The sequence below is a fragment of the Stenotrophomonas sp. SbOxS2 genome (genome assembly GCF_013416715.1).
GTDB classification, from domain to species: domain Bacteria; phylum Pseudomonadota; class Gammaproteobacteria; order Xanthomonadales; family Xanthomonadaceae; genus Stenotrophomonas; species Stenotrophomonas lactitubi.
The window spans coordinates 816463-835218 of sequence record NZ_JAAVXD010000005.1 but is presented as its reverse complement, the minus strand read 5'-3'; the positions used below and the strand labels follow the sequence as shown (position 1 = coordinate 835218).

The 18756-nt window shown below is 62.2% G+C and carries 12 protein-coding genes and 3 pseudogenes; 8 read left to right on the top strand and 7 right to left on the bottom strand.

Going from position 1 to position 18756, the window contains the following annotated elements:
• Positions 1–35: 35 nt before the first annotated feature.
• The 3 genes from HFK18_RS13335 to HFK18_RS13325 all read right to left on the bottom strand — a co-directional run bounded on the left by HFK18_RS13335 (position 36) and on the right by HFK18_RS13325 (position 4897).
• Positions 36–3101 carry an efflux RND transporter permease subunit gene (locus HFK18_RS13335; RefSeq protein WP_180166608.1) on the bottom strand — a complete coding sequence of 1022 codons (3066 nt, stop codon included), beginning with the start codon at positions 3099–3101 and terminating at the stop codon, positions 36–38.
• Complete coding sequence (locus tag HFK18_RS13330; RefSeq protein ID WP_180166607.1) at positions 3098–4207, bottom strand: efflux RND transporter periplasmic adaptor subunit; 1110 nt, start codon at positions 4205–4207, stop codon at positions 3098–3100. The genes HFK18_RS13335 and HFK18_RS13330 overlap by 4 nt, the downstream gene beginning before the upstream one ends.
• A gap of 69 nt (positions 4208–4276) precedes the next feature.
• Positions 4277–4897: a TetR/AcrR family transcriptional regulator gene (locus HFK18_RS13325; RefSeq protein WP_180166606.1), complete on the bottom strand. Its 621-nt coding sequence runs from the start codon at positions 4895–4897 to the stop codon at positions 4277–4279.
• A 1656-nt stretch (positions 4898–6553) separates the two neighbouring features.
• Between HFK18_RS13325 and HFK18_RS13320 the strand changes: the two genes are divergently transcribed.
• The 6 genes and pseudogenes from HFK18_RS13320 (at position 6554) to HFK18_RS13295 (ending at position 12995) form a co-directional block, all read left to right on the top strand.
• Complete coding sequence (locus tag HFK18_RS13320; protein ID WP_180166605.1) at positions 6554–7684, top strand: serine hydrolase domain-containing protein; 1131 nt, start codon at positions 6554–6556, stop codon at positions 7682–7684.
• 651 nt (positions 7685–8335) lie between these two features.
• Positions 8336–9091, top strand: a pseudogene (locus tag HFK18_RS13315) (IS5 family transposase); the annotation flags it as partial.
• Between the two features lie 131 nt (positions 9092–9222).
• On the top strand, positions 9223–9615 hold the full coding sequence (locus HFK18_RS13310; RefSeq protein ID WP_218946756.1) for a type 1 glutamine amidotransferase domain-containing protein: 393 nt from the start codon (positions 9223–9225) through the stop codon (positions 9613–9615).
• A gap of 15 nt (positions 9616–9630) precedes the next feature.
• Positions 9631–10698, top strand: coding sequence for an MFS transporter (locus HFK18_RS13305; protein ID WP_218946705.1), 1068 nt, complete (start codon positions 9631–9633; stop codon positions 10696–10698).
• Between the two features lie 120 nt (positions 10699–10818).
• A pseudogene (locus HFK18_RS22035) lies at positions 10819–11274 on the top strand (LysR family transcriptional regulator); the annotation flags it as partial.
• A gap of 401 nt (positions 11275–11675) precedes the next feature.
• Positions 11676–12995, top strand: coding sequence for an outer membrane protein transport protein (locus tag HFK18_RS13295; protein WP_180166604.1), 1320 nt, complete (start codon positions 11676–11678; stop codon positions 12993–12995).
• A gap of 297 nt (positions 12996–13292) precedes the next feature.
• On the opposite strand, the gene HFK18_RS13290 is transcribed toward HFK18_RS13295, so the two are convergent.
• Complete coding sequence (locus HFK18_RS13290; RefSeq protein WP_180166603.1) at positions 13293–14231, bottom strand: GlxA family transcriptional regulator; 939 nt, start codon at positions 14229–14231, stop codon at positions 13293–13295.
• A 107-nt stretch (positions 14232–14338) separates the two neighbouring features.
• Here HFK18_RS13290 and HFK18_RS13285 point away from each other — a divergent pair, with 107 nt between their 5' ends.
• Positions 14339–15139: an SDR family oxidoreductase gene (locus tag HFK18_RS13285; RefSeq protein WP_180166602.1), complete on the top strand. Its 801-nt coding sequence runs from the start codon at positions 14339–14341 to the stop codon at positions 15137–15139.
• A gap of 213 nt (positions 15140–15352) precedes the next feature.
• Positions 15353–16114, top strand: a complete 762-nt coding sequence (locus HFK18_RS13280; RefSeq protein ID WP_257216234.1) for an alpha/beta hydrolase — start codon at positions 15353–15355, stop codon at positions 16112–16114.
• On the opposite strand, the pseudogene HFK18_RS21885 reads toward HFK18_RS13280, so the two are convergent.
• The 3 genes and pseudogenes from HFK18_RS21885 to HFK18_RS13270 form a co-directional block, all read right to left on the bottom strand.
• A pseudogene (locus HFK18_RS21885) lies at positions 16107–16229 on the bottom strand (IS3 family transposase); the annotation flags it as partial. The gene HFK18_RS13280 and the pseudogene HFK18_RS21885 sit on opposite strands and share 8 nt — an antisense overlap.
• 649 nt (positions 16230–16878) lie before the next feature.
• Positions 16879–17319, bottom strand: coding sequence for a MarR family winged helix-turn-helix transcriptional regulator (locus HFK18_RS13275; RefSeq protein ID WP_180166601.1), 441 nt, complete (start codon positions 17317–17319; stop codon positions 16879–16881).
• Between the two features lie 314 nt (positions 17320–17633).
• Positions 17634–18716, bottom strand: coding sequence for an alkene reductase (locus tag HFK18_RS13270; RefSeq protein ID WP_180166600.1), 1083 nt, complete (start codon positions 18714–18716; stop codon positions 17634–17636).
• Positions 18717–18756: the final 40 nt, after the last annotated feature.

Below are 18756 nucleotides of genomic sequence, written 5' to 3'. Positions count from 1 at the left end.
GCTTATCTCTCATATGGAAGAGGTCCGGGCCAATGTCAGGCGCCGCGGGTCTTTTCCGCTCGGACCTTGAACCAGATGGCATACATCGCCGGCAGGAACACCAGTGTCATCACGGTGCCGGCAATGGTCCCGCCGATCAGCGTGTAGGCAAGCGTTCCCCAGAACACCGAATGGGTCAGTGGAATGAAGGCAAGGACCGCAGCCAATGAGGTCAGGATCACCGGACGCGCCCGGTGAACCGTCGCCTCGATGATGGCGTGGAAGGTATCCATGCCTGCATGCTCATTTTCATGAATCTGACCGATGAGGATGAGCGTGTTGCGCATCAAGATGCCCGACAGCGCAATCAATCCCACCAGCGCGTTGATGCCGAACGCCTGTTGAAACACCAGCAACGTTGGCACTACGCCGATCAGGCCCAACGGACTGGTCATGAAGACCATGATCATCGCGGAGATGGACCGCACCTGCAGGATGATGATCAGCAGGGTCACCGCCAGCATGATCGGGAACAGCGGCAGCATGGCGCTCATTGCCTTGCCCGACTCCTCAATGGAACCGGCCTGCGCAATGGCGTAGCCCTCCGGCAGCGAGGCGATGAGCGGCTCAAGCTGCTTGCTGATCGCCGTGGATACATCCGGTGGCTGCAATGCATCGTCAATGTCACCGTGCACGGTGATGGTCGGAACCCGATCACGACGACGGAGCACCGGCTCTTCCATTCGAACCTCTACCGTGCCGATCTGGGACAAGGGCACGCGCTGGCCAGCAGCGCCGACCAACGTGAAATCGGCTATCCGCGCAGGATCCAGGCGTGTGTCCCCGCCTGACCGAGCGACAACCTCGACCGTGCGGATGTCCTCGCGCACGGCAGTGACCGGCACCCCGCTCAGGAAGAACTGCAGTTGCTGCGAGACGGACGCCGAGGTCATGCCCATCGCCTGCAAGCGGTCCTGATCCAAGGTGAAGTGGAGGGTCGGCGTGCGCACGCCCCAATCGCTGTTGACCGTGCGCATCATCGGGCTGGCGTGCATGATCTGCTCGACCTTGGCCGCAATGCCACGGATGACGTCCGGATCCGGACCACTGACACGGTAGGCCACCGGATAGGGCGAGTAAGGCCCAAATACCAGCTGCGTCACGCGCACACGCGCCTCGGGCGCCAGGCCCTCGGCTACCGCCTGACGGAGCTTGGCCTTCAGGGCATCGCGCTGTTCCTGGCTGTCGGTGCGCACCACGATCTTGGCAAATGCCGGATCCGGCAGTTCCGGTGAAATGGCGAGGTAGAACCGCGGTGCGCCCTGGCCGATGTAGGCCGTGACGATCTTGGATTCGTCCTGCTGCGACAGCCACTTCTCGACCTTGCGGGTTGCCAGGCTGGTCTGTTCGATTGCGGTGCCGTAGGGCATCTGCACCTCGACCAACACCTCTGGACGGTCGGAAATGGGGAAGAACTGTTTCTTGACCGACCCCATGCCCACCACAGCAAGCACGAACAGACCGATCACCGAACCTGCGGCAAGCCACTTACGCGCAATCACGCGCGCAAGGATCGAACGGAAACGGTTGTAGCGCGGCGTGTCGTAGAGACTGCTGTGACCGCCTTCCACAACCTTGAGTTCAGGCAGAAGCTTCACCCCCAGGTACGGCGTAAAGAACACCGCGACCACCCACGACACGATCAGCGCGATGCCCACGATCCAGAACATGTTGCTGGTGTATTCGCCCGCGGTGGACCGTGCAAAGCCATTGGGCATGAAGCCCACCGCAGTGACCAAGGTGCCGGCGAGCATCGGCGCTGCCGTATGGCTCCACGCGTAGGCTGATGCCTTGACCCGGCTGTAACCCTCTTCCATCTTCACTACCATCATTTCGATGGCGATGATGGCGTCGTCCACCAGCAGACCCAGTGCCAGGATCAGCGAGCCGAGCGTGATGCGGTCAAAGTTCTTGCCGGTTGCGGCCATCACCATGAACACAGCAGCCAGCGTCAGCGGCACCGCGGCCGCCACCACCACACCCACGCGCCAGCCCATGCTGACAAAGCAGACCAGCATCACCACCAGCAGCGCGGCGAAGAACTTCATCATGAACTCGTCCACCGACGAGCTGATGTTCACCGCCTGATCGGTGACCTTGTCCAGCGTCATCCCGACAGGAAGCCCGTCATTGATCTTCTTGACCTCCGCGTCGAGTGAGGCGCCAAGATCCAGGCCATTCCAGCCGTCGCGCATGACGATACCCAGCAGCATGGCCGGCTCACCGCCGTTGCGGATCATGAAGGTCGACGGATCCTCATAGCCACGCTTGACGGTGGCAATGTCCTGCAGTTTCAGGGTCTTGCCCTGCGCAACGATGGGTGTATCGCGGATCTTGTCCAGCTGATCCAGCGCGCCATCGAGGCGAATGAATATCTGCGGGCCCTTGGCCTCGACCGAGCCTGCCGGCGTCAGGGCGTTCTGCCCGTTCAGCGCCCCGAACACCTCCTGCGGCGTGATGCCGAGGTTCGACAAGCGTTCGTGAGACAGCTCCACATAGATGCGCTCGGATTGCTCACCGATGATGTTGACCTTCTTCACGCCCGGCACGTGCAGCAATCGCTGACGCAGCGTCTCGGCATCACGCGCAAGCAGCCGGAACGGTTCGCCCTTCGCTTTCAAGGCGAAAAGCGCAAACGTGACATCCGCGTATTCGTCGTTGACCATCGGGCCGATCACGCCTGCTGGCAGATTTGCGGCTTCATCAGCCATCTTCTTGCGCGCCTGGTAGAACTCCTCCTGCACCTGCGAAGGGGGCGTTCCGTCCTTCAGGGTCAGCGTGGTGAAGGACAAGCCAGGCCGCGTGTAGGTTTCGCTGCGGTCATACCAGCGCAGCTCCTGCAAGCGCTTTTCCAGCTTCTCGGCGACCTGGTCCTGCATTTCCGTGGGCGTGGCACCTGGCCAGGCCGTCACGATGGTCATGACCTTGACGGTGAACGCGGGGTCTTCTGCCCGGCCGAGCTGGAAGAACGAGACGATGCCAGCCACGGAGATCAGAAAAATCAAGAAGACCGTGATCGCGCGCTCGCGCACTGCAAGCGCCGATAGATTGAACCCACTCACAGATGGGCTCCGTTTGCAGTGGCGCCCTTGGCCGTGTCAGCCAGACGAACCACCTGTCCTTCGCGAAGCAGATGTGCGCCCAGGGCCGCCACGCGATCGGAGGCCTTCAGGGCGCCCTCGACCCAGGCCTGGTCATCGCCCAGCTGCTTGACGGCTACCGGCGTCCAGCTGGCTTTGAGCGGCTCACCGCTGATCACCCATACGCCGGTTCCGGTGCCGGGATCGAACAGCGCGCCCAGCGGAACCTCAAATCCGGCCGAGCCACCGGCAGGTGCTGTGCCTGCAAGCTCGATCGCCACCGTAGAACCCAACGGCAGCGGGATGCCCTCTTCCAGCGTGTAGCGGGCTTCGAAAGTCCGGGTGGCAGGGTCTGCCGATTCAGAGAGCACGCGCAACCGTGCGGGGATCTTGCCGCTGCCCCCGAACGAGAACGCCGAGGCCACGGAGCCGATCTGGGGACGCAGCGTCTCGGGCAGTTGGACCACTGCCTCCCTGCTGCCTGCACGGGCAAGCCGGGCGACGATCTGCCCTGCCGCCACCACCTGACCGGGCTCAGCGGAGATGGTCATGACCACCCCATCAGCATCGGCAACGAGCGCGGTGTATTGACTGGCATTACGCGCTACCCGGGCTTGCGCTTCGGCTGCTCTGAGCTGCGCTGAGGCCGCCTCTGCCGCCGCCTTGATCTGATCATAGGCCGACCGGGACACGACACCCTTGGCGGCCAGATCGCGATACCGCGCTTCGTCGGCAATGGCTTGGACGCTCTGCGCCCGGGCCGCAATCACCGCTTGCTGCTGGGACGCCGCTGCCAGATTCAGATCGATGGGATCGATCCGGTAAAGCACGTCACCACGCTTGACGGTCTGCCCGGTCTCGACGAGGCGTTCGGTGACCTTGCCTCCCACTCGGAACGCCAGGTCGCTCTGCACCCGTGCGGCGATGGTGCCCGTAAACGTGCGTGCGTTCCCAGCGCCCGTTTGGACCTGGGCAACCCGGACGATGGGGGGCGCGGTGCGGGGGTCGATGTCGTCCGACTTGCCGCAGGCCACGAGGAACAACGGAGCAACGCAGGAGATGGCTAGGACTACAAAGCGGCGACGCATATGGCCTTCCGGAGTGGGGTATCCGGACGCATTCTGTTCCTAGTGACCGCGATAGTCAATCGTCACACTTTATGGGGCCAGACTCCTCAGAACCAGCTCCTGCATTGCTTTGGGCGCCTCCTCATGCAGCTCTGACAAGTGAGGAAGCGTGACTGGATTCAGGTAAGGGACCAACACTTGGTGGACCGCGCGGCTGGTCTGATCGAGCGGCGTCTTGTTCTCGAACGCCCCGGAGGCGCGTCCCTCTTCCAGGATTTCTTCGACAAGTTGCCGGATGCGCCCTTGGTAGGCCTGGGTCGACGGCCATCGATCCGTCGCGGCCGCCACGGCAATTTCATACAGCCGGCGATCCTGGAGGAACAGACGAAGACTGGCGTCCACGATGGTGGTAAAGAGCACCCGTAGCCGATCCGGCGCAGCTGCGACCCCCTGCAAGGCGGCATGCACATCGCTTTCGATCTGGGCCAGGCAATTGGCACAGATCACCTCCCCGATTGCCTGCTTCGAGGCAAAGAACTTGTAGATGTAGGCTTTGGAGAAGCCGATGGCCTTGGCCAGGTCGGAGACCGTGGTCTTGTCGTAGCCGTAGTGGCTGAAATGGGCGGTGGCAGCTTCTATGATCTGGGTGCGTACGTCATGCTCAGCGGGGCCACGCCCGGCATCAAGCACTGCGGGAATTGAAGTAGACATCGGGCAAGAGTAGCCCCGCGCGGGGACGCTAGCAAATGGTGACCATTCGGGTATCAGTTCACAACCAGACATGGGGGCGTACCATAGTGTAAGGAATCGCAGCCTCGTTCAGGTATGTCGCCACGGCATATCCAAGCCTTCATCCTGCCACTAACGAGCGTCTGTGCCCGTGCCGCTGCCAACCACCAGAAGTCCGACCAAGTGTGCGCCATCCAATTTCGTTGCTCCTGCGCGCGCACCGCTATTGTCGTGACCTCGCCAAGGATGACTACGTGGGCGAGCTGTGCGTCATGCCTGTTTCAGTTGGCGTAGACTTATTTGCCAAAGTGATGCCTGCCTATGCGAAATGGACGTTGGACGAGGCTATTACCTGTTTAGCAGGACGGCGCGTACAGCTGAGGGGACGTCGGATGGGCACCGAAGTCAAGCATTTATGGAGAACGATCGCTGCTGTCGATCATAGCGTTCGCAGAGATCACCCATTTACTCGATTGCTGCAGACTTTCCCCACATCACCCCAGACCGCTCCCATTCCGTAATCAACACCGCACCCCAACTCCATTGTCATTCAGCCGCACGCGGTGCTGGCAGATACCGTCGCAGACGCACTACGCGTACGGGACTATGACTTTCTTCTCACTGCCATCCATGCCGGTAGAGAGAAGACCACGCTTGACCACGTAACGATCAATTTTCTCATTGCAGCCGTCCCGGCACCCGGGGAAGACCGAACTGGCGCATATCTCGCCCGAGCACGTGAGTTCAACTCAACGCTGAGTACAGTGGTTATGCTGTCAGACCGCGAAGAAAGCGCTAGGAAATCGCCCTCCGGTGCCATCCGGCTGGTCAAGCCGTTCACGCGGACGGAGCTTGACGTGATCATCTGGCAGGCCCTGGCGGTAACGTTCTGATGGCAGGAAAAAGGTCCCGCTCCGCTCGGGGATACTTTCCAGATACTCTCCAGCTCAATCGGTGGGGCAGCGACAGGCACCCGCCGGGTCTGGCGGAAATCTTTCACTAGGTCCCGTTTGCTGGCCGGGTCCTGCTTGGCGGGCCTTCCGCAACGAGCCGCGAGCCGACCCGTTCGCCGATAGTGCGGACCGGAGTGCTCCACGCGCGCATCCCTTGCCGACGCCCCATCGGTGGCGAGGACCGAGGCCAGCCCTTCTGGGGCTTCAAGGTATCGATTTATTTAGTCCTCATTGGGTCAAGGACGCGTTACGGACGAGCGACGCGTATTTCATGAGCGATTCGTTGCTTGAACAATATACGCCTGAAATGACTTCGACTGCGAGTAACGCGATGATCCAATCACCGTTTGAATTTCCCGACATCGCTGTGGCACGTTCGAGCATCGCATAGCTCCTTTTACGCAGCAGGAGCGATAGGAACGATTGTTCCACCGGGTCTCCTCAGCCCAATGCGACATTCCGCTCAAATCGCGAGTAAATGCCGGACCTACCAGCGGCTCGGCGACGACCTGGACCCGATGCCAGAACGCGCAGGTGTACTTTCTATTTGGCTGGCCTTCGCAGACCACTGACCGGTGCCCAGCCGATTCGCGATAGGCTACAAGTACCGAGGCCGACCGGCACGTACACCTGGGCTTAGCCCTCTTTAGGATGCAACCATTCATTCATTGGAGCAGCGGGCGCCATGGCAAAGCATCTCGCGGGTCTATTGGTGGCCGTCGTCGTCCTGTCGCAGGCGCCGCTGGCACACGCGGAAACCTCCATGGCGATCCAGGTGGACGTCGTCGTGGCCAAGGATATGGCGGCTCGCCATACGCCTGGTGCATCTGTCGCCGTGATCAAAGACGGTAAGGTGGTGCTCGAGAAGAGCTATGGGCTCGCCAGCGTCGAACTGAACGTGCCAGCGACGAACGCGACGCTGTATCCGCTCGCTTCCACGACCAAGGAATTCACTGCCGTAGCGATCATGACACTGGTCGAGCAAGGCAAGCTCGCGCTCGACGATCCGGTCAGGAAGTATCTTCCGGAACTCCCCGCCTCATGGATGCCCGTCACGATCCGCCACTGCCTTTCCCACACATCCGGCCTTCCCGACAATGTGGTGGACGATACCGTCAACGTGCTGCCATTGGCGGGTACGCGTGCGGACCTCATGGCCTTGCTTGCCAGCAAGCCGGTCAAGGCGCCAGGCACGTCGATGGCTTACAATCAGACCGGCTACATGTTGCTCGGCGACATCATCGCGCGTGTCAGTGGCATGCCTTACCAGCAATATGTCGACGACCGCTTGCTGAAGCCGCTGGGCATCACCGGCTTGAGATGGGGTGATACGTGGACGCTCGTGCCGGGTCGTGCTTCGCTGTATACCGCCCTGCAGCCGACGGCCGATCACTCGAAGCTCCAGCTTGATGCGAAGGGTTCGCCCGTACTTTCCACCGACGGCATCCACCCATTCGGATCGAAAGTAGCGACGGAATGGCTGCTACCCGCCGCAGGACTGAGCGGCAATATCGAGGCGATGGCCACCTGGGAGAACGCGCTATGGAGCGGCAGGATCATCAAGCCGGAAAGCCTTGCCTTGATGGCGAAACCCTACGTGATGACGGACGGTAAAACCGGCGACTTCGGCCTTGCGCTCATGCACGACAGCCAGCAGGGACGTGTAACGATACACACCGGAGGCGGCGCGGCCGTCTGGATCACCACGATCCCCGATCGAAAACTGACGGTAATCGTGCTGACGAATCTCCAGGCATCGCAGCCTTATAAGCTGGTCGCAGGCATCCTCGATGCGTACCTGGGCAACCAGCACTGAGATCGCCCCTGACAAACTTAATAAATATTCATGTACCCAGCCATGATAGACGGAAAAAATTGTCGGAAACCTACGCGTCACGCACAATGCCAGCGTCACCGGGACAGTCCTCAGATCTATCCTTCCTGACCGTGCTTAATGGAACGATTATCGGTGCTGCGCCAGGGCATTCGCCCGCCAGTTCATCAGAGGCGTCGTGGACATGTGGGTAGCGATACTGAGGGCAACAACTGTAATGACGCTGTCGGCCACGGACTTTCCTACGATGCCAATCAGGTGATGCGTGAGGGCAAAGGCGAGATAGTTAAGACTTCCAAGGCCACGAATCCCAAACCATCCAAATAGCAATCTCCGCTGCCAAGGAAGGCGTCAACCGATGGTGGTTATCCATACGGCCAGTGGGCGTATGACGAATAATAGCGCGAGCGCTCTAAATACGCCGGTCATGCTGAAAACCGGCCATGCAAGCACACCAACCACGAAGACGAGGGCGCTGCCGATGAAGCGCTCTATGGTGTCTCCGAAGGAAAGCGCATCAGACACCATCCAGCCGACAGTTTGCGCTGGGTGATGTGGGCCTGCCGTGCCGCGCTCATTGGGGCGGACTAGAGCGTGTTATGAACTTTGAGGCGGTCGGGCTAGTGTATGCGGATGACCTTACGCAGGCCGTATCCGAGCGAGATTTCCGACGAAGAATGGGCCTTTGCCGCGCCCTACCTGACGCTGATGGAAGAGAAAGCCCCACAGCGCAAGTATGAACTGCGAGCAATGTTCAATGCCTTGCGCTGGATGGCACGTGCCGGAGCGCCTTGGCTACTGCTTCCCAATGATTTCCCGCCCTAGGAAGCCGTCTACCAGCAGACCCAGCGCTGGCTTCAGTCCGGATGCTTCGAGGCGATGGCCAACGATCTGCGCTCGGTGCTACGGGTGGCCCAAGGCAAGCAAGGACAACCCAACGCGGTGGTCCTGGACGGCCGTACCCTGCAGTCGACCCGCGAGAGCGGACCACCCGCAGGCTATGACGGCTACAAGCTCAAGAAGGGCAGCAAGGTGCACATGGCGGTGGATACGCTAGCCACCTGCCTGCCGCGCAGGTCACGCCCGCCAACGAGCAGGAGCGTGCCCAGGTCCGTGCACTGGCGCAGGAAGTGCAGCATGTCAGCGGTCAGACGGTAAAGGTCGCCTTCGCAGATCAAGGCTATACCGGCCAGGAGCCGGCGCAAGCGGCTCGGGAAGAAGGCATCGACCTCCATCATCAAGCTGGCCGAAGCGAAGAAGGGCTTCGTGCTGCTGCCGCGCCGATGGGTGGTCGAACGCAGCTTCGGCAGGGTCAATCGCTTCCGGCGGTTGGCGCGTGACTACGAGCGGCTACCGGAAACCCTGGCGGGTCTGTACTTCGTCGCCTTCACCATCCTGATGCTCAGCAATGCCGCAAACCGCACGTTGATGGACTCGACCTGGATGATCCGATCAATGCCGCGTTCTGGAACGATGCGGCGCTGCGCGCTGCCACCGAAACCACCCTGGCACCGTCCCAAGTGGATGCCGATGCCTACACCGCGATCTTCTACGCCGGCGGCCACGCGACGACGTGGAACTTCCCAGACAACGCCGAACTGGTGGCCATCGCGGCGGTCTGCCACGTCCCGGCCGGGCTGGTGAACGTCAAGCTGTCAGACGGCCGCTATCTGGTCGATGGCAAGGACGTGTCGGCCTTCACCAACGACGAGGAACGCACGGTCGGCCTGTACGACACCGTGCCGTTCCTGCTGGCCGATGCCTTGCAGGAGCGCGGCGCCCGGCATATCCCGGCACCGAACTTCCAGACGCAGGTGGTGGTGAGCGAGCGGCTGGTGACGGGCCAGAATCCGGCTTCGGCCAAGGGCGTGGCCGAGGCGATGCTACCCCTGCTGGCAGCGGGTCGGGCCTGAGCCATGAACGAGCGCATGCCCTTCGTCATCTATGTCTTCGCGCTGTGCGCGTTCGCCCTGGGCTTCACCGAGTTCGTCACCATCGGACTGGTGTCCACTATTTCCGCTGACTTGCACGCCAGCGTCAGCCAGGTGGGCACGGCAGTCACGGCCTACGCGCTGGGCGGGGTGATCGGTGCGCCGGGCTTTCTGGCGCTGGCCACGCGCTGGCCGCGCAAGCGGCTGCTGCTGGTGGCGGAGGCGCTGTTCACGCTGGGCAACGCGGTAGTCAGTCTGTCCGATGCGCTGACGCCCATGCTGGTGGCCCGCTTCGCGGCGGGCCTGGGACATGGTGTCTTTCTCGCCGTGGCGTCCAGTGTCGCCCCCCAACCGGCGGGACGCCATCGTGCCGGTGCGGCGGTGGCCGTGGTATTTGGCGGCCTGACGCTGGCCCTGGCGCTCGGCGTTCCGCTCGGCACCTACCTGGGCAGCGTGTTGAGCTGGCAGGTCATCTTCATGGCAGTGGCCGCGAGTGGCGCGATTGGCTTCCTGGGCCTGCTGGCCCTGATGCCGACGGATCGGGACGACGCCTCGGCGCAGGCCAACGCGATGGATGGCCTGAAAGCCATGTTCAATCCGCGCCTGCTGGCCGGAGCCGGCATTACCGTGCTGGCGTATGCGGGGTCGTTCGCGCTTTACACCTACATTTCGCCGATCCTGCTACAGGAGACGAACGTCAGCGAAAGCACGGCCAGCCTGCTGATGCTGGGCTACGGCGTGATGGCCGCCATCGGCAACATCTGGGGCGGATGTCTGACCGACCGCAAGGGCGCGGACTTCGCGGTGATGACCGTACTGGTGGGCCTGGCTGTGGTGCTGCCGGCGATCTGGGCATCGGCACCGTCGTTGCCCTTGATGGTACTGCTGACGGGCCTGCTGGGTGCGCTGACCTATGCGGCGGTGCCAGCCTTGCAAGCACGGGGGATCGGACTGTCGCATATCCACGCGCCGCAAGCGCCAGCAGTGGCCGCAGGTCTGAACATCGCCGGCTTCAATGGTGGTATCGCGCTGGGTCCGCTACTGGAGGGGGCAGTCCGGAGATGATGGGCCTGACCTGTACCGCCTGGGTCGGTGCGGTTGCGGTGGGGCTGGGTATCGCTTGGATGCTCTGGCAGATGCGGCGTCCCGCGTTCTTGGCCGGAAGACTTCATGGATAGGTGAATGATGGAGCTTCAGCATTTGCATTTTTCTCACGCGGTTGCCGAAGAACTGCACTGCGCCCGTGCGGCGGAGAAACTGCATGTCGAGCAATCGCCACTGTCACGGGCCATCAAGGAACTGGAAGAAGAACTGGGCGTGGTGCTGTTCGCACGAACGACGCGCAGCACACAGCTGACCCGTGCGGGCAAGCTGTTCTTTGAGCATGTGCCTCGCGTCTTCTCTGCCTTGCAACAGGCCCGCGACAGCGTAAAGGCCGCCGTCAACGGTTTCCGCCGCCAGTTGCGCGTTGCCCTGTCCGACGGCATGACGCCCTCGCGCCTGCCGGCTTTGCTTGCACTTTGTCGGCAGGAAGAACCTGAGGTCGAGACGCGGCTGTTCGAGATTCCGCTATCCCAGCAGATCAAGGGACTGCATGACGATCTGCACGACCTGGAGTTCGCGCAATCCGATGAGGTGGGTGGCGGCGCGGCCGGCTATGCCGGGCTGGAAGACGACGTGGACTACCGCTGCGGCCGCATCTTCGCCGGCGCGGCGATGAGGACGCTACTGGGCGTCGGTGCCGAGCCGACCGTGCCGGAGAACCGCCTGGATGGCGACCGCATCATCATCGCCGCGCGGGGACGCGAGCAAATGGTGACCATTCGGGAATCAGTTCACACCAGGCCGGAAATTCGTGACCCTTGACTTCCTTGGTCACTCGACGAAAAATCCGGGAAACCCTGCTGGATGACGGGAACCTGACATCAGGCAATCCTCGACACTACGCCGGGCCAATCACGCCGGTAGGAATGACGTCTGGGTCCCAGATATCTCCTCACGCGCGAACTGTCGGACCGACATTTGCCTGTGGAGGGCAAGCAATGACCACGAAAACGATACTCGCACTCGCGTTGTTGGGTGCTTTGGCCAGCGTGTCTGACAACGCAAGCGCCGCTGCATTTCAGTTGAAAGAAAAGAGCGCCAAGGGGCTAGGACGGGCGTTCGCGGGCTCTATCAGCGCGCCAGGGGACGCATCGGTCATTGCCGACAACCCTGCAGCAATGCGCTTGCTGGATGGTCGGGTATTTCAAGCCGATGCAAGCGTTGTGAACTACACGATCGACTTCAAGGGCCAAGGCCGCGACGCGCTGGGCCGTCCTCAATCGGGAAGTGATGGGGGTGACGCGGGTGACACGAGTCCGGTCCCTGCACTGTATTTTCACACCCCTTTGGGTGAAAAGGCTCACCTTGGGCTTTCGGTGACGGCACCTTTTGGCTTCAAGACCGAATACGACAGCAACTGGATTGGCCGATACAACGGGATCAAGACGGAGATCAAGGCCGTCGACCTAGGCGTCTCGTTCTCCTATGACGTAAATCCCTACGTGTCCTTCGGGGCCTCTGTCTTCCTCGAACGCGCAGAAGCCGAGCTCTACGATGCCGTCGACTTTGGTGCGGTCTTGGCCGGTGCGAGAGCGCCTGGATTTTCTCCAGGAAGTGCCGATGGCTACACCCGCATCGAGGCCAAGGACGATGCCGTTGGCTTCACGCTGGGCGGTCTTTTCACGCCAGTGGAAGGAACCAATATCGGTATTGCTTACCGGTCCAAGGTCGACCATAAGCTCAACGATGCGGATATCAGCTTCGGCGTTCCAGGCAGTGCCGCCCCGTTCTTGGCAGCGGCCCGCCCGGGATGGTTTGTCGACACACAAGCCAGCACAGCGCTCAATCTTCCCGCCACGCTGACCGGCAGCATCAGTCATCGAGTCAATGATCGCTGGACGGTCATGGCCGATGTCACCCGCACAGGCTGGTCCAAGTTTGCGGAAGTCCGGCTGGACTTTGACTCAGCCCAGCCGACGCGGACGCTAGACTTCGGCTATCGCGATACGACCTTCGCCTCGATCGGCGCAGAGTATCGCTACAACGAGAAGCTGACGCTGCGCGCGGGCTTGGCGACTGATCAAAGCCCCGTTACCGACGACATCCGCGATGTCCGCGTACCAGATACCGACCGCAAATGGGTTTCCCTGGGAGCGACCTATCGGGCGTCCGAGTCGGCTGAATACAGCTTTGGCTACACACACCTCTTCCTCGACGAGCCTAAGGTGTCGCTGGTGTCGGCGACGGGCAGCACGCTGAAAGGCAAATACGATGTCGGCACGGACATCGTGGCGTTTTCAGCTGCCTACTACTTCTAACGAACCGGGCGGGTCCCCTCCCGCGTCCGTAGGCTGGCGGCGAAAGCCGCCAGCCGCCTTCGCTCTCGACACTAGGAATCAAGTGGCCCCCTGCGCCAGAGCAGCCACCTCCGCTGCTGACGTAAAGCCACTGCGTGTGCCCACACACTGGAGGCATGAGGTTGGCAGAATCCATTCACCTATCGCACCTTGGGTTCGCGGGAAGGCATCCCGCTGATCATGTTCAACCATTGGGTCCGTGCCAAGACCCCCGTGTCTGACCAGCACCGTCGTCTCGACAGGTTTCAAGATCCCAGGCTAGCGGGCGTCGCGACGAAGTGTTTGAGGCGGCTTGCCGAAGCCCCGCATGAACGCCTCGCGAAGATGGCGACGATCGCGAAAGCCCGTTTCGCGTGCCACCACCTCCAGCGGATAACGGCTGCGCTCGATCATCAAACGCGCCGCCTCCAAGCGCAGACGCTCTACCGCCTTGGCTGGTGACTGGCCGGTCTCGGCCGTGAACACACGGCTGAACTGGCGGGGGCTGAGGTTCGCGGCCGCGGCGAGTTCTTCCACACTCAGCGACTGCGCCAGGTGGCTGCGTGCATGCTCCAGCGCCCGTGCGATGCGGTCCGAGCGCGGCGCAAGATTCAGGATCTCCGAATGCTGCGACTGGCCGCCCGAGCGGCGCTGATGCATGACCAGGCGGTGCGCCACTGATCGCGCCACGTCGTCGCCCAGGTCTTTCTCGACGAGGCCGAGCGCCAGGTCCAGTTCGGCCGTCATGCCCGCCGAGGTCCAGATTGGGTCATCGGCAATGAAGATGCGGTCTGGCTCGACTTGGACATCGGGATACCGCTGTTGCAGTGCGTCCGCATAGGCCCAGTGGGTCGTGGCGCGTCGCCCTGCCAGCAGGCCGGCCTGGGCCAATACGAAGGCTCCGGTGCACAGCCCCACCGTCCGACGTGCCCGAGCGCTGCACTTTCGCAACGAATGCAGCAATTCGGATGGAGAGGGTTCGGCCAACGGGTCGATCACGCCCACAACCAGCCAGGTGTCGGCCGTGCTGCGTGCGGTGAAGGGACGCGTCTGCAATGCCGTGCCTAGCGATGTCTTCACGCTGCCGCCGGGCACCGAGTGGCAAGTCACCTCGTAGAAGGACTCGCCCGCCACAAAGTTGGCGAACTCAAAGACTGCCTGCGTGGCCAGCGCCATCATCTGGAAGCCGGCCGGCAGGACGTACCCCACTCTATGCATTCTCCATCTCCGTAGCCAATGGCATAAAACATGACTATACGCGTCATTTACGCCACGCGCCGGGAGGCGAAAGATAGGCTCACCGCAACCACCAACCAAATGCCACCATGACACAGACGAACCCAGGCACCGCCCTCATCACCGGAGCCTCCTCCGGCATCGGGGCCCTCTACGCCGACCGCCTGGCGCGGCGCGGCTATGACCTCATCCTCGTGGCCCGCAACCGCGAGCGATTGAACCCGCTGGCTGCGGAGATCAGCAGCCGCCACGGACGCGCGGTGGAGGTCTTCCCGGCCGACCTGAATAATCCGACGGCCCTGCGCAGCGTGGAGGACAAGCTCAAGCGCGATGCCAGCGTCACCCTGCTGGTCAACAACGCAGGCATCGGCACGCACACGTCGCTTTTGGAGAGCGACGTGGACCAGATGACGCGCATGATCGAGCTCAACGTCACTGCGCTGATCCGGCTGAGCTACGCGGCGGTGCCCGGCTTTGTGGCGCGCGGCAACGGTGGGTTGATCAACATCGCCTCCCTCGCAGCCGTCTCGCCGGAGACCTTGAATGGCGTGTATGGCGGCAGCAAGGCGTTCGTGTTGGCCTTCAGCCAATCGCTACAGCACGAATTGGCCAGCAAGGGCGTGCGGGTGCAAGCCGTGCTGCCAGGTGCGACGGCCACCGAGTTCTGGGCACGCGGCGGCCTTCCAGTGGAGCACCTACCCGCGCAGATCGTGATGCGTGCCGAAGACCTGGTGGATGCCGCATTGCAGGGCTTCGAGCGCGGCGAGTCGGTGACGCTCCCTGCACTGCAGGACAGCGCCCTCTGGGATGCCTACGAAGGCGCGCGCAAGGCGATGGCCCCGCACCTGTCGAGCAACGAAGCGGCATCTCGCTACCAACCCTTGCGCTGACATCAGCATGAAGGCGCATGGTGCGCCAGTAAGCATGCCCGCATCCATGGCCCCTGGGCCACGTCCCTCAGACAGTTCAAGGAAGCCCCAGTGTCAATTACCCGCAATGACTCACTTTCCGCAATCACGATTCCCGGGACCCAGGAAAACTTTCTCGATCCGCTCGGATCAAACGGGAGAGACCTGGGGCAATTGCGCTATCTCTCGGGTGGAATGGGGCCGCCGTTGGTCCTGCTGCACACCGTGCGCACCCAGGCCGAGCACTTCCGTCACCTAATCCCGCTGGTCCAAGGGCGGTACACGGTATATGCGCTCGACCTCCCTGGAATGGGCTACTCGCAGATCGTGCCGGGCGCCTCTTACGAGGAGCCGGCCATGCGCGAGGCGGTCAAGAGCCTCATCACCCGACTCGACTTGCGTGACGTAACGCTGCTCGGCGAGTCGATGGGCGCGACACTCGCCCTCACCACCGCGGCCGATCTGCCCGAGAGAGTGCGGCGTGTGGTGGCGATCAATGCCTATGACTATGCCGCCGGCATCAAGCGCTCCAGCCTGCTGGCCCGGTTCGTCGTGACCGGCGCGCTGGCGCCGGTCGTCGGCCAGGCCATCGCGGGCGTCCAACCCAAGCCGATTGTGCGCGCCGTGCTCCGTGCGGGCCTTGGCGAGAAGGCCGCCCTGCGCGATGACTACCTGGATGAACTGTTGAAGGTCGGAAGACGGCCCGGCTATCCAGTCGTCGCCCGCGCCGTGTACGGCAACCTGCCAAGCCTTATCGCGGCCCGCGCTCGCTATCCCGAAGTTAAGGCGCCCATCCATCTCATTTACGGAGAGACGGATTGGTCAAGACTCTCCGACCGGCAAGCCAACAAGCAGCTCCTGCCCGCGGCCGATTTTCTCCAGGTGCCTGGTGCTGGTCACTTCATCGTCCTCGAGCGGCCGGACGTGGCTGCCAAGGTGTTGAACGACGCGCTGTGAGTCGAGAGCGCTCCGAAGCCCAACCCACGACTTTGCGGGAGTACAGGTCCAGCACCACGGCCAGGTGCATCCCGCCGTCGTCGGTGTGAATATAGGTGATGTCGCTGACCCAGGATTAGATAGGCCGCTCGGTGCTGAAGCTCTGATTGAGCAGGTTTTCAGCCACCGGAAGATTGTGCCGAGGGTTGGTCGTCGCCTTGCTCTGGTCGAGGGCTTGCGGCGATGCCATGTGTGGAAGCCGGTTCGAGAAACCTCAAGCACACGACACATCAGCGCTACCGAGTGCTCACCAATATGGTCGGCGAGCATGGCGCACTTCACTTGGAACCTTACGCGAAATGTGCCAACACTTTTTTAGGAAGTCGTTCTCTTCGGACAACCGCGCCACCTCGCGCTTGAGCTTGGTCAGGTCCGCCTGGGCCGTGCGTTGCTCCTCGCTGAGCGAATCTCTTGTAGGCGGGCTCGCCGCGTGTAGAGCTGCTGAGCCTGCAGGCCGAGATCTTGTGCGGTCTGGGCTGCACCATCGCGCCGAGCGCGCTCCAGAGTCTGCACCTTGAACTCCTCGCCATAGCGTTTACGAGTGCTCGACTACTAGGACGGCCGGTTCGACGACAAGGGCGAAGCCGGAAAGACATCGCATCGCGGGGCCTGGGGGAGTTGGTTCCAAACGGGCACCAGATGCCGCTCAGTCAGCACCGAAGGACAACGGCTACTTAAGTGCAGCAGCGGCAGGGCTCCCGGGACGCCCTGGCATGTATCGATTGCTATGCGATCAACTCACAGTCGACCACGCTGTCCATGAGTTGGCGCAATGCCTTGGCTTGGGTCTTGCCGAATTTTTTTTCAAACTCGGCTTGCGCACGATCCCACTCCTTGCGGCCCGCGGCGACCTTATCCAATCCGGCTTCCGTCACCTCGACAATACGCGCCCGGCGGTCCGCTTTGCTGACGCTGATCTTCACCAGCCCATCCCGCTGCAGCGGCCGCAAGTTGTTACCGATAGTCGCAGGATCCATCACCATCAATCGCGCAAGTTGCAGCATCGTCACCGGCCCCCCGTGCTTCAGGTGTCCGAGCATCGTAAATTGCGTGGCACGGATACCTACCGGTGCAAGGCAGGCATCGTAGAATTTGGTGATGTGCCGCGCAGCCTTCCTTATGTTGGCACAGTTGCAGCGGGCAGGAATGTAGTTTTTGTCAATCATGAATCAGCGCTATGGGGGAGCGGCCGGACTGCGGCCTCATCCCCGCGATACTACTCGCTCAACACGATTCCGGAAACCGACAAGTTCTTCTGATCCACCACGGAATAATCGCCGGCACGCCCGTCCAGCGGCCGCATTCACGAGTGCTTCCTCGCCTCGATCAGCGTTTTGTCCAACGGCGCGGTGAACACGTTCCAAGGGCAGTCCGCCGCAACGTGGAGACTCACGCCGGAGTCGCGCGCGGTACAGCTCACGCGGATCCCTACGCTCCAAAATGACCGCCCATCATTCTGCCTGGGGCAGAGTACGACCGCTCACGCGCCGCCGATCCCGGGATAATCAGAATATCCTTCCGCTCCTCGGCTATAGTAGTTTTCCACGGTTGGTTTGCGTAGGGCATATCCTTTGGCAATTCGTCGAGGCAAGTCCGGGTTGGCGATGAAGGGACGGCCAAAGGCGACTGCATCGGCTTCGCCGCGTTCGACCGCGCGAAGCGCGCTTTCGCCGGTGAAATCGGAATTGAGCACGAGCGGGCCTGAGAAGACCTTCCGGATAGCGGGGGCTATCAGCGGCGCTGCGATCGCCCGGTAGGTGCTCTCCCCCTGCGGCTCCCGCAGTTCGAGAAAGCCGATGCCGATATCCGAGAGGAGCTCGGCAGCGGCCGTGAAGAGAGGTTCGGGATGGCTGTCATTGACGCCTTGCGTCTCGCCGTTGGGCGAAAGCCGAACGCTGGTGCGCCCGGGACCGGCGACCTCGGCGATCGCTCGCGTGACCTCGCCGAGCAGCCGAATGCGGTTCTCGATGGGGCCACCATAGTCGTCCGTGCGCAGGTTACTGCTGTCGCGCAAGAACTGGTCGATCAGATAGCCATTGGCGGCGTGGAGCTGCACCCCATCGAACCCCGCGCGCAACGCGTTAGCGGTCGCACGGCGATAGTCATCGAGCAGGCGTGGCATTTCAGCGACGGCCAGCGGTCGTGCGGAGGCATAGTCTTGCTTGCCGTCATAGGTATGGGCTTGCCCAGGTGCGGTGGTCGCCGATGAGGAAACCGGGCTCGTACCGTCCAGATAGCTTGGATGGACGACCCGGCCCATGTGCCAGAGCTGGGCGATGATGCGGCCGCCGGCGTCATGCACCGCCTGGGTGACGGGCTTCCACCCTTCGACTTGTTCCTCCTCCCAAAGACCCGGGGCATAGGGCCAGCCCATCCCCTCACGACTGATACCTGTCGCCTCGCTGATGATGAGTCCGGCCTCGGCGCGCTGTCGATAATAGTCGGCCATCAGCGGGGTCGGCACGTGTGCTCGGGTGGCACGCCCGCGGGTCAGGGGCGCCATCAAAATTCGGTTGGGGACTTGGATTGCGCCCAGCCGCAGAGGATCGAACAAATTCGCCACGCTACTTCTCCCAGACCTCAGGTGTGAGCTGGACCCGGCA